At 51.3% G+C, this 12833-nt stretch carries 9 protein-coding genes and 1 pseudogene; 9 read left to right on the plus strand and 1 reads right to left on the minus strand.

Annotated elements, in window-relative coordinates; genetic code table 11:
- Nucleotides 1-3914 (minus strand): tandem-95 repeat protein (locus ACJ0G7_RS12210; protein ID WP_407396367.1); only part of this gene is annotated, 3914 nt, incomplete at its 3' end.
- Nucleotides 3915-4202: 288 nt separating this feature from the next.
- Between ACJ0G7_RS12210 and ACJ0G7_RS12215 the strand changes: the two genes are divergently transcribed.
- The 9 genes and pseudogenes from ACJ0G7_RS12215 to ACJ0G7_RS12255 form a co-directional block, all read left to right on the plus strand.
- Complete coding sequence (locus tag ACJ0G7_RS12215; protein ID WP_407396368.1) at nt 4203-6008, plus strand: hypothetical protein; 1806 nt, start codon at nt 4203-4205, stop codon at nt 6006-6008.
- A gap of 589 nt (nt 6009-6597) precedes the next feature.
- Nucleotides 6598-7314, plus strand: coding sequence for a hypothetical protein (locus tag ACJ0G7_RS12220; protein WP_407396369.1), 717 nt, complete (start codon nt 6598-6600; stop codon nt 7312-7314).
- A 24-nt stretch (nt 7315-7338) separates the two neighbouring features.
- Nucleotides 7339-7839 (plus strand): hypothetical protein, encoded by a 501-nt coding sequence (locus ACJ0G7_RS12225; RefSeq protein WP_407396370.1) that lies wholly within the window; start codon nt 7339-7341, stop codon nt 7837-7839.
- 144 nt (nt 7840-7983) lie between these two features.
- Nucleotides 7984-8619: a hypothetical protein gene (locus tag ACJ0G7_RS12230; RefSeq protein ID WP_407396371.1), complete on the plus strand. Its 636-nt coding sequence runs from the start codon at nt 7984-7986 to the stop codon at nt 8617-8619.
- Nucleotides 8620-8663: 44 nt separating this feature from the next.
- A complete protein-coding gene (locus ACJ0G7_RS12235; RefSeq protein ID WP_407396372.1) occupies nt 8664-8993 on the plus strand; it encodes a hypothetical protein in 330 nt (109 codons plus the stop codon).
- The gene (locus ACJ0G7_RS12240) at nt 8993-9325 is read left to right on the plus strand and encodes a hypothetical protein (RefSeq protein ID WP_407396373.1); all 333 of its coding nucleotides are present in this window, start codon (nt 8993-8995) and stop codon (nt 9323-9325) included. Before ACJ0G7_RS12235 ends, ACJ0G7_RS12240 begins: the two co-directional genes overlap by 1 nt.
- 125 nt (nt 9326-9450) lie before the next feature.
- Complete coding sequence (locus ACJ0G7_RS12245) at nt 9451-10629, plus strand: hypothetical protein (protein WP_407396374.1); 1179 nt, start codon at nt 9451-9453, stop codon at nt 10627-10629.
- Nucleotides 10630-10812: 183 nt separating this feature from the next.
- Entirely contained in the window at nt 10813-11985 is a 1173-nt protein-coding gene (locus tag ACJ0G7_RS12250; protein WP_407396376.1) for a hypothetical protein, read from the plus strand.
- A gap of 138 nt (nt 11986-12123) precedes the next feature.
- A pseudogene (locus tag ACJ0G7_RS12255) lies at nt 12124-12833 on the plus strand (hypothetical protein); the annotation flags it as partial.

Genomic DNA, 12833 nt, shown 5'->3' on the forward strand with positions numbered 1-12833 from the left:
ACGACCTTTGTGATGTCAGAGCTGTCGTTGTCGTTGCTGGAGTCACTCGTGGTGGTATCCAGGAATTCGACTCGGATTTTGCCGATCCGCTGATTTTCGTCCTCGATGTCGGACATCTTGTATTTTTCACCATCAATCACCAATCGGTCCTTTTTACCGAAGCTCTTGATGAAGAGTTTCTTGGTAACCAGATCAAGGGAGTCAACGAAAACTTTGTCTTTCTGGTTGTCGTCTCCTAAATCGATGACGGCCTTCTGAACTTCTCCTTCGATGGTCAGTTTGTCTTTGCCGCTTCCAAGATCAACGGTGGTCTTCTTGGTCAGCCTTGCATTCTGACCAATCAAGATGTCATCTTTTCCGCCGCCGGCTTCGATGGTTGACTTCTTGAGCACACCGGAGTTGAACGTTGCTTTGTCTTTGCCTTCGGTCATCAGGAAGGTTGTTTTTTCAACCAATTCCGCTGTGCTGACGAGGTCAGCGGATAGTCCTTCTTCAAAGCGCACCGTGGAGGATTTCAGTTGACGTCCTCCAAAAACAACGTTGGAGGAGCGGGAGGTGAGGTCAAGATCCGAAAGGGTATCGGTCAGTTCAATTTCAATGCCATCATCGGCAGACTGACGCACCTTGAGCTTTTCTGTCTGACCAGAGGGAACGGACAGATCTCCTCGGGGGGCTTTAGCGAGGACGCGATTCCCACTTTGTGACTTCTTGAAGTCAGCTGATGTGTCCAGGTTGATGTTTCCACTTGTCGGGGCCGAAGCGAATGAGGGGCTACCAGGCGTACTGCTGGATGCAGGAGGTGGCGTTGGCGTTGGCGTTGGCGTTGGATCAGGGTTCGGATTTGGGTTCGGATTTGGATTGGGGTTCGGGGCCGGATTTGGATTCGGGTTAGTGATCGTATCGACAACAAACGATGTTCCAGAACCTGTACTTGAATTGCCAGCTATATCGGTAAAGGAATTTGGTTTCACTCCAAGTCGAACACGACCCGAATAATTCTCCTGTGGGATGTAAGAAACTCTGTAATCTCTTCCACCTAAACCAGTTGGCTCTAAGCTTAATAGCCTGCCAGATTGTTTTGTTTCATCATCAACATCAGAGATTTCAAAGTCGTCAATTGTTAAGCCTGTGATTTCTTCGCTGGCCATTATCTGAATTCTCGCTGTATCGCCCTTGCGAACGATATCCTTGTACTCTCCTTCGGCATATTCGACGTTTTTATATTCGCCAGCATCGCCTTTAAGCTGCAACGAAAAGCCTACTTGCGGTCCTGTTGTATCGACCGTGAACCGAAGAGGATCCGAAGTGGCAGCTTCGCCATCGACCGTGGATGTAGCCGCGACGGCATAGGTTCCATCTGATAGAGCGACGTCATCACCAAGGGTCAGGTTCCAAACCCCTTGGGAATCGGCAACACCCACCACGCTATATGTCTCGGTGAGTGTGTTCGGGTTGCCAGCCGTTGTAATCCGCAGTTCGACGTCTTCACCTGCATCAACGATTCCGCTGAAACTGGGGTTGGTGGCGTTGGTGATGTTGTCACCTAGGACTCCGCTGTCTGATGTCAGAACAGGTTTGGAGCTTGGATCAATTGTGATCGTGATGGGCTGTTGTGTTGTCCCACCCACGTCATCAGTCACCGTGACGGTGAAAGAATCCGTTCCACTGAAGTTGGCCCTGGGGCTGTAACTCCAGTTGCCGCGAGAGGGGTGAATGGAGGCGTCCCCGTTGCTGGCTGCGCTGCTGATTGAGAAGATCGTTCCGTCCGTCAGCCCTTCCACGTCCAAAGCCGTGAGAGCACCTGTGATTGCGGTAGTGGTGTCCTCTACACCTTGACCACCTAAATCACCAGAGATGACGGCAGATTCGTTGGTATCAGGGTGGTCGAGGTTGATTCGAATCGTCTGGTCAGTTGTGCTCCCAGTTGCATCAGTGATTTTTACAACAAACGTGTCTGGACCTCCATAACCAACTTTGGGCGCATAGCTCCAGAAGCCGCTGTTTTCGGTAATGGCTGCTGCGCCTCCCGTGGATGTTGGTGAACTGCCTTCCGCGATCGCAAACGTGGACGCTGTGCCGATCCGGTTATCAGGATCAGTGACCTGAAGTCTGCCTGTGAACAACTCATCACTGGAATTGCCAACAAAGGGGACACCTGTTGCTGATAAGTCGCCGCTGATCACAGGAGCATCCGCAGTTGGTGCAATGTCCACTGAAATCAACTGTGTTGTTGTGCCACCTCGATCATCCGTAACGGTGACAGTGAATCTGTCGGAGCCGTTGAAATTGGTCGTGGGTGCATAAACCCAGGAACCACTTTCACGATTGATGGAGGCTGTACCGTTAGCCGGTGCATCGGCTTGGGAAATGGTGAAGTAACTTCCGTCGGTGAGCCCTTCTGGATCTGTTGCTGAAAGTCGACCTGTGACGGAAGTATCTTCATTCGTCGAGGCCGCGACATCTCCGGATATCACCGAAGCTTCGTCAATATCATTAATCGCCAAAGAAACAGCTTTTTCGGCGACGCCTTCAGTCCCGTTCAAGGAGATTACAAAGCTGTACAGATTCTTGGTTTCATAATCGGGAAACTCGGTGGAGATCAACGAGACAACACCGGTATTGATATCAACGGTGAATTTCTCATGATCGCCAACGTCTTTCAAGGCATAGAATACTGTATACGGATAGTCTTCAATTGTTGTTGCATAAATTTCCTGCGGTGCCCCTGTGTTTTCGTTGATGCTGACGCTGCTCGGGGATGTGACGACAGGAGCGAGATCAACGTTGATGACTTCCAACGAGACCGACTTCTCTGTTGTATTTCCAGCCTGGTCTGTTGCTACAACTACAAAGCCGTAAATATTGTCAGCAAGACTGGCATTACCTCCTCCATCTTTGGGATCTTCAAAGTTGGCAGCTATGGTCAGACGTACATCGCCTGTGAATTGATCAATACTGAAGACATCGCTGTCGTTGGTGGTGTCAGAATTGTCCGCCTTTAAGGAAAATGAAATGTTGGCCGATGACGGCGTTGAGATTTGATCCGTTGTGTCGGTTGCGGTTGCTCGATAAACAACTTCATTAAGATGTGTTCCCTCAAGAATCGAACCGTTCGTTCCAGCTTTGTCTCCTGAGGTAATGACTGGTGCAATCGTGTCGGGATCATCCGTGGTCAGGATGAAGTCGACACTGGATTGATCCGGGTTGATTGCTGTGCTTGTGGTATTGTCAGTTCCCGCATTTGAGAGAGCGACTCGAAACATTTCATCTGATTCGAACGTCTTATCTTGAGAGATGCCAATATTGATTGTCTGTGAAGTCTCATTGGCAGCGAAGCTGACAATGCCACCGGGGAGGCGTGTTGCCTCTGTTGAGAAATCTGATGCGTCGACAAGTGCATTCTCCGTCGAAACACTTTCATCAGCAATGACGTCCCAGAACACTGATCCAGCAGATCTGACATCACCAGAGCGGCTGACCCGAAGTGAAATGGTTTTTGATGTATCTCCGGTACCTTCAGGAACTGAGACGGTGTCTGATGTCCCGTCTTCCTTGGTCAGGCTGTAAACTGTTTTGGTAATAATGCTAACCGGAGCCAATGCATTTCTGTTTTCCCAACCTTCGCCTGAGATTGTTCTAACAGAATTGAATCCTATATAAACGTTGCCCTCGGCGATTAAATTGTTAGCGGGAGTGAATATTGCAGTATAAACTTTTGGATCAGTGTCGTCCTTCTGCACGTCACTGAAGCTGCCTAGGCTCTCACCTTCATCGGTGGTTGCTGAAATGTCTGAGGCCTGAAAAGCACTGCTTTCGTTTTCAACAAGCTCCTCGCTGAACGTGAAGGTGAACGTTGCGGTTTCACCGGACAGCAATTGACTAGTGCTGCTTGAGATGTCGAGAGTGAGAGCCATGACTTGACGAGCACTGATACGAAAGCTAGCCGCGAGGTGCTGCGGTCGCTATCCATTACAGAAAAACCTTAGAGATTAATGAGCCTTAGTCAACACGCGAAGCAGTCTTTGCATAAAAGGTTGTACGGTTTTCTATCGCTCACAAAAAATGTGGCGCCTGTCGCGAGGATTCTCGGTGTGACACCGCAGGGATTGGCACGTAGCCCAGCGCTCTTGGCGCCTGTGAGTGCTTATAAGATGTCTATGACAGCTTTCTGGCTAAAGTGAGTCGGTTGTTCTGACCTTTTAATGAGCCGCCCTAGCGCTGCAAAAGGCTTTGGTGGCTCTGCCAAACGGAACAGAAACGTGGCTGTTGGTCGTCCTGTTCGGAAGCGTACAGATGAGAACTCTGTGTTCCGATCGCATCAGACGCTTTATCAGCAGCACGTCCTCCCCTGTATGCATCAAGGCAACTTGAGCCAGGCGGAACCCATCCTGAAGTTGCTGGCTCAGTCGAAAACAGAAGTTGCAGAAGTTTATCGGGATCTAGCAGATCTCTATGAGTCTCATCAGAGATTGGATGAGGCTCGAGCATGCCGAGAGCTATGGCTCAGTCATCCTTCCGAGGAGGAGTCTGAGCTGCTCAGCCAGGCAGAAGCAGCTGTCCGTCTCGACCGGAGTCAGCTGGCTGCAACGCTTTTCGAAACCTTGCTGAAACGTGACCCGACAGAGTACGCATCTCGAATAGCCGTTATTCGTCAGCTGATCCTTCAGGAATGCTTCCTGGATGCTCGCTCTCGCATCGAATCATGGTTCGGCGAGACCAGCGATTCCGTTGTCAATGAGTTGCTGTGCATCTGTGCCGTCGAATTGCAACAATCTGAACTCGCCTGCTTGTTGGCTCAGGCCTGTCTTCAGGAAGGCTCTTCCGCTGTAGCTCATGCCGTTCTCGCTGCCGCTTTGCATCAGCAGTCACGTGAAAGCGAGGCTTTCGGCCATGTGAACAGTGCAATGGCGCTGTGTTCTGACCCACAGTTCATGCCATGGCCTGTTTCCCGTTTGCTGGCTTGGGTCTGCCTTGATCAGAACCGTCTTGAGCAGGCAGAACAGTTGCTTGGTCAGGCTCGCTTGGATCAGCCTTTGTCGCGACATCTGCTTGATCAATGGGGAGAGTTGCAGTTGTTGCGTGGGAATTGGACAGATGGGTTTCGGTACCGCTCAATCAGTCGCAGTGCGGACCTGTCATTGCCATCTGCTGATGCCTTTGCGATCGACGGGCCCCCTGGCACTGCTTCAGAAGATCGTCCACTGATTTTGGCGTCAGACGGAACTCTTGGAGACGCACTGTTGTTCAGTCGTTATGCACCATGGATTGCGGCATTACTGGGCCGCCCTGTTCATCTCTATGTCCAGCCTCCTGTCTTGAATCTGCTCAGAGACAGTTATCAGCCGCCGATCGAAGTTTATCCCATCGGAAAGCTTGAGACTCGGGATTCAGAGTTGACTCTTCCGATGCAGGATGCCGCAGCCGTTTTCGGTGCCTGTGATCGACACCCTGTTCTTGCGGAACCACGTTTGAAGGCTGATTCTGTGCTCGTGGATTTCTGGAGGCAGACGCTTGGCCTTGAGGATGGTGAGCGACTGATCGGCATCAATTGGAATGGATCTGCCTTGCAGTCCTCGCGAGAAAGGCTCTCATCTGATATTCCGCTTCATGCGTTTGAACCCCTTTCCCGTCTGCCCGGGGTTCGTTTCGTATCACTGCAGAAGGGCTTTGGTGCCGAGCAACTTCGCGACTGCCCTTTTGTTAACCGCTTTGTCTCATGCCAGAAACAGGTTTCTAAAGAAGTGAGGCTGGAGTCGATGGCCGCTTTGACCACCCTGTGTGAATGGGTGATCTGCGACGACAGCGGTCCAGCCCATTTGGCCGGAGGTTTGCGCTGCCCAACGATTCTCCTGCTCCCTGAGAGAGCTGGCTGGAGATGGGGCACTTTATGCAGCCGATCTTCCTGGTACCCATCGCTCCACCTGCTGAGGAGATCGAGGTCGAAGGGCTGGAATGAGTTGATGCTTGAAGCGTGTGACGTGCTGGCAAGTGAACGCATCACTACTTAAAAGCGAAGAAAATCTTTAGACCTTTTTGTCAACAAAGCTTGATTCGCATAAGCAGTTCAGAACGTAGCGGTTAACGTGATTCCGATCATTCGGGGTGCATTGATGGCAGTCATCACCAATCTCCGCGTCAGTATCGCGACTCTCATTTGTGCTGGTTCTGGGCTGATCTTCAGTCCACCTGCTGCATTGGCGCAGTGCGGACCCAGTGGATGCTCAACTCCGGCTCCCCAGGTTGGGCTGCCCGCATTCACTCGTCCGACCGCAGCTCAATCGGTCACGCTCCAGGCACAAGTTGCGGCTCTTGATGCACGAATGACCCGCATGATTTCTGCCAGTTCCCCCAGTGTCACTCCGTCATTGCAGGGAGTTTCTTCAGCTAAGTCTGCTTCAAAAGCGTTTCTTGAAGCGATGAATGCAAGAACCTGGATAAATGGTGAAGGTCTCTGGCAGATGTCGCCCAATGGTGCCACATGCCGACTATCTTCCAGTTTGTCATCCCTGAATAGCTCCCCTTGCTCCAGTTCCTTCTGAACTGGATGAGGAACTGAGAGCGTTCAGATCTCTTCAATCTCATTCGAGACTCAGGACGATGTTCGCAATCTCAGGCCTCAAGCTTTCTGGTGTGGTTGCAGCCTCTGTTGCCTCAGCAGTTCTTTCTTCAGCACTCATTCCTGCGCAGGCGCAGATCACCCAGGGTGGCATTACTGTCGCAGCTCCCGAAAAGGGCACAACGCAAAACCTTTCAGTTACCAACGGAAGCAGGACCTCACTAGCTGTTGGCAACACAACCAGTTTTGGTGCCTCTTCCAACCTCACGCTCTCAAAAGGTTTGACTGGTGTCAGTCGCACAGTCCTGATTCCTTCATCCGTGTCGATCAACAGCGATATTGGTGATAACGCTCTGGGTCAAACCACCATCAACATCAGTAATCTTGCCGCTAACGGCGATGGTGGAAGCATCACTCCTGATGGCGATTCTGGTGTGAGTGGTGGAACAATTGAGCTCCAGGAAGGAACTCAGTACGCGTCTGGTAACGCCGACATCATTGGCATGGGTGCTGCAGTGGTCTTGAACATTGACCCAGGAAGCGTCTCCGCACCTGGAGAAGCCAGTTTCTTTGCCACTGTTTTTCCGAACATCAATGGATTGGATGCTTGTCAGCCAACCCATGACAAAGCTTGCCCTTACGTGACCAACGACGATCTGGTCAGTGGTAACACAGGTGCAAATGCAAGCCTCTCGACAACTACAAACATCGATATTAATGCGAATGCCTTCGTTAACACGTTTGCTCAGAGCTTCTGATCAATCATGTTTGTTGGGATACGCATGTTTCGCTTCTCGCTTGGGCTGACGGCTTCTCTCTTAGCAGCCTCAGCCTCACAGGCTCAACTTCTTGAGAGGACATCAACCAATTCGGGCACGAATCGTGTCTTTCAATACTCGATTCAGTCGACGTATGGAACTCAGACAGCTGCTGATGCTACCCCAAACCTACGAGTCGAAACAGAAGCAGTTTTGAATTTGAAAGAGGATAGCTTTTTGACAAATACAGCTGGCGATGTCGGTGGTACCACTAGTGCTGTTTTTACAACGACTCCAACGGGTTCTAACGTTGTTCTCAGCGGAATTACTGCTAACAATCAGTTCCTCTTGGACAATGGGACTAGTTTCCGTTCAGCATTAACCTCAACGGAACCCGATGGAAAACCGAGTATTGGTACTGCCTCTGCTACGGCATCCCATACGATGAGTATCACGGTTAGTGATGGTACCAGTTCATTCCTTAATACTTTGCGAGAAAACTTTGAGGCACCTGTGGTTGAGTGATCAATGTTCGTGCTACCACGTTTTTGATTTTCCGCAACGCTTTCAGTTGTCAGTCATTGGCAATTTCGCTACATTCCATGAATCGTTCGGAATGCACGAACTGTTTTTCCTTCTATAATCAATTTGTAAGGTTCCCTCTCTGTCATGATCAGCGACCGGCGAGTCCGCAAATTTATCGCAGCCTCTGCCACCATGACTGTCTTGGCACCAGGTTCTCTTTTTCCTGTTCTTGCTCAGCAAACTAATAACAGTTCATCTCTGACCAACTCTGCGGCACCATCAGCATCATCAACAACCACTGGTGGTACAAATATTAATTATCAAACCAATAATGCCTACCAGAACGAGGTTGGCTTTGGTCCTGGTATTTTCTGCCGCACACCCACTCTTTTCTTGGGTGGAAATTACGGTGAAAATCAGCTCGACTCTTTTGATGCGATCTCAGAGAGTGGTAATGAAGCAAATAATTATTCAGTCAATGCTGGCCTTGTCTTTCCTTTTGGTTCTCCTGCGCAACGCTCCTGTAATCGTTTGGCTTCGTTAATTGTGCAGGATCGAGAAATCTCTACTCAGCTATCAATGATTCGTGCATGTGCTGCCTTGCAGAGGGATGGAATCAAGGTTGACCCTGAGTTGTATCCGCTTCTTGAGAAGTGTTCCACGAATGTTCTTGGCCCTAAGCCTCCTTCCGCAAGAGCGGCAGCACCTCGTCGAGTAGCACCACAGCCTCGTCCACAACAGAATCTCCCTCCAAAAGTTCCCCAAACAACGCGTAGTTGAAACTGATGAGATCTCTTTGTTCGACACCCTTTGCGAGGATACTCTTGGTAAGCGCTGTGTCTGGCTTGGTAAGTGGTCAGACGGTGCGCTCTCAGCAACTCTTTGATGGGTTCAATGCCTATTGTACAAGTAACAAAGATTTTACTGGATCATGTACGAATGTTGAAAATAACAAAAATTATTCGTGCACGCTCATCCCTGGGAGTTTGATTGATTGTTTGAGTGACTCTGGTTACGAATTTCAATGTTTATTTGCAAGTCAGTATACTCAAGGCCAAGCCACCTTCTTCTGCGATGCGCAAACTGAAGAGATGCTCTATCAGGAGGCTCAGGCAGGTACAACATTCAAAAATGTTCTACAAAATCCTCTCTGATGACTACCTTTAACTTTGTCAATGCGTCACTCTCTTTGCTGTGCCTTGTGATGAGTGCTCAGTATGTTTATGCAAGGCCCTGCGGGCTGACCGATCCCGAAGGCGATAATCCTGATAACATTTGCCACAAATACACCTTCACACCTGGTGTTCACACCAATGCGTTTCGTCCGGGTGATGGGCGACCTGTTCGAGGTTTGTCAACTACCTCAAACCCTGTCGGTCCGATTCAGATTGACCCAGGCAAAGACTTTTGGTCTGAAATCCAAACTCAGGGCGGCAATCGAAAGTTGAAAACAAGTGGAAATAAGTCTTACATCATTCCGAAGTGAGGCCCGCGCTTGGGTTCCAATTTATTTAATAAGCGGGTCGGCTTCGATGTCTGACGAGAGCACCGTTTCTGGCTAGATTTTTTTTGGAGCAATGTATTTGCTCCAGCATGTTCAATCCTTGAATCATGAAATCACCTCTTCTTCTCGCAGCTCTGCTGCTTGTCGCTCCAGCGGCAGCGAATGCTCAAAGCATCGCTGGTTCCGATGACCCCAACATGTCTGGTACCACCCAGCGCATGTTCATCATCAACGCCACCACCCCCGGTGGACTGACCTTCTCCGGTGCTGGTACTGCCACCTTCAACAACGCAGTCGGCACCTCTAACCAGTTCAACGTCGGCTCCAACACCAGCATCGGTGTGAACGCCAGCGTTTCAGCTACTCAGGAATTTGATGGTCTGTCCCTGGGCGTGATGCAGTTGGGTGCAGGCAGCAGCCTGATGCAGACCAACGGCACCTCCTCCTCTGCCGCCGCAACGCAGGCCGCCTCTGCTGCTGCCAACTCGGTGGCCACGGAAACCGCCCAGCGTGAATCCCATTCTGTCGGCTGGGAAGATGCCATGACGGCGACCTCCCTTGCGTCAACGACGACAGGTAGTTACGGCAGCTACGACCGTAACGGCGACTGGCAGTGGTCGAAGGAGTTACGACACCGCCTTGGGCTGATCTGGCTGCTTCCCGCTCAGGCTTCTTACGGAGCCGAGGGCCAGGCCGCTTATGAGACCGAGCAGACGAGCTTCAACCAGTTCAAAAACGCTTATACCACCTCGTACAACGAGAACTACAACGCCTCTTATAGCTCTGCTTACAACAACGTCATCACCAATAGTTCCTCAACGGCGACCGAGTCGTCCGCGACTGGAATCATCAAAGGTGACTTCAAGTCCACTGAGGACTCTGTGACGGCCATCGGTCAGGAAGGACAACTGTCCTCCATCATCGATTCCGCTCTGGCTGCTGCTACGGCAACTCAGGCCAACACCAACAGTGAGTCCTGGAAAGCTGCCTTCAACGCAGCGTACGAGGCTGGCTATCAGCAGTCGGTCGGTCAGACCAACACCCAGAGTGACAGCGAGGTTGCCATTGAAGGCCTCGGTGCCATCGCCAGTGTGAACGCCGATGAGGCCTCCAGCTTCACTGTGAACCTGGATCGTCTGGAAGCGTTCAAGAGCACCGGCACGCAGAGCAATTCCTCTGCAACCGCCAACGGTTCTGCCACCGCGACGTTGTCAACCAACTCCTTCGCGACTCAGAACAACCAGCGCACCGCGTCTGCCTTCATGCAGGCCTTCGCCGCTCAGTAATCGCATCGCAAGATCGATTGAATCAGGAGGGGCTTCGGCCCCTCCTTTTTTATAGTTTCCTTGGCTTTTCTTTGGTATTTCTGCATCTTTAGTCTTTGTGGGTGTTTGTGGTCTGGAATTTTTCTTTTGGCTAGTTTTTGGTGGGGAAGGCCTGTTCTTTCTCAACATGTTCATCCTTGAACCATGAAATCACCTCTTCTTCTTGCAGCTCTGCTGCTCGTGGCTCCGGCTGCGGCTAATGCAAACAGCAACGTTGGTTCCGATGACCCCAACATGGCTGGCACCACCCAGCGCATGTTCATCATCAACGCCACTACCCCCGGTGGACTGACCTTCTCCGGTGCTGGTACTGCCACCTTCAACAATGCAGTCGGCACCTCCAACCAGTTCAACGTCGGCTCCAACACCAGCATCGGTGTGAACGCCAGCGTTTCAGCCACTCAGGAATTTGATGGCTTGTCCCTGGGCGTGATGCAGTTGGGTGCAGGCAGCAGCCTGATGCAGACCAACGGCACCTCTTCCTCTGCCGCTGCGACGCAAGCTGCCTCTGCTGCTGCCAACTCGGTGGCCACGGAAACCGCCCAGCGTGAGTCTCATTCTGTCGGCTGGGAAGATGCCGTGACGGCGACCTCCCTTGCGTCAACGACGACAGGTAGTTACGGCAGCTACGACCGTAACGGCGACTGGCAGTGGTCGACCAGCTACGACAGTGCTTGGTCTGATCTGGATGCTTCGGCTCAGGCTTCTTATGGTGCTGATGGCCAGGCTGCTTATGAGACCGAGCAGAAGAGCTTTAATCAGTTCAAGAACGCTTACACCACCTCGTACAACGAGAACTACAACTCCGCTTATAGCTCTTCTTACAACAACGTCATCACCAACAGTTCCTCAACGGCGACCGAGTCGTCCGCGACTGGAATCATCAAAGGTGACTTCAAGTCCACTGAGGACTCGATTACGTCGATCGGTCAGGAAGGACAACTGTCCTCCATCATCGATTCCGCTCTGGCTGCTGCTACTGCAACTCAGGCCAACACCAACAGTGAGTCCTGGAAAGCTGCCTTCAACGCAGCCTACGAGGCTGGCTATCAGCAGTCGGTCGGTCAGACCAACACCCAGAGTGACAGCGAGGTTGCCATTGAAGGCCTCGGTGCCATCGCCAGTGTGAACGCCGATGAGGCCTCCAGCTTCACTGTGAACCTGGATCGTCTGGAAGCGTTCAAGAGCACCGGCACGCAGACCAATTCCTCTGCAACCGCCAACGGTTCTGCTACCGCGACGTTGTCCACCAACTCCTTCGCGACTCAGAACAACCAGCGCACCGCGTCTGCCTTCATGCAGGCCTTCGCTCAGTAATCGCATCGCAAGATCGATTGAGGCAGGAGGGGCTTCGGCCCCCTCCTTTTTTTATGCAGATTTTCAATAGCACAACTTAATCTTTGCCCAAGAAATTTCCAGTAAAATTCGTTGGTGCTGGGTTAAGTTTCGGGCCCCATGAGTTCTGCGTCATCCGGACAAAACCAGAGTGGAAATGCCGGAAGTTCGGAAACGCAGAGTCAGCCTGCTTTGCAATCTAATATTGCTTCCAATTTAAAAGTTGTTGCCGATCGTTCAAGTCCCCTTCAAGACCAGCTTACAGAGCTGACGGCATATGTTTGGTCTTGGCTACGTCAGCGCTCGGCAGAAAGTGATTTTGAGAGACTCATTGGCAAGATATTCTTTTCTTTGGATGCTGATCAGTCATTCACGAGTGATCAGCAAGCCTTAGTTGATCAGCTGCAGCTTGATCTTGCCTCTGGCACTGGGCTGAGCCCCCTTGACGTTGTGCTGACCCCCCGGTCTTCGATGCCGGGTCTCGTTGGCGCCTATGCCAGTCAGCATCCTTCAGGCACCTCCACAGTTCTGATCAATGAAACCTGGTTTGATCAGGCAACGGATCAAGAACGTGTGATCACGTTGCTTCAAGAGATTGGTCATGCTGTTGATGATCAGCTGAATGGAACGTCATGGGACACGTCCGGTGATGAGGGTGCATTCTTTGCCGCTTCGATCACTGGTGTTGATGCGGATGCCGTGCAGGCGTCTTGGTTCGCCTATGACGATCACCACACCTTGATGCTGAATGGACAAGCTGTGTCTGTTGAGGCCTCTGGTAGTGCGGATGATTTTTTCACATCCACCCCTGATGGCCGCGATATCCCAAA

The organism is Parasynechococcus sp. (assembly GCF_045559935.1).
Classification (GTDB): domain Bacteria; phylum Cyanobacteriota; class Cyanobacteriia; order PCC-6307; family Cyanobiaceae; genus Parasynechococcus.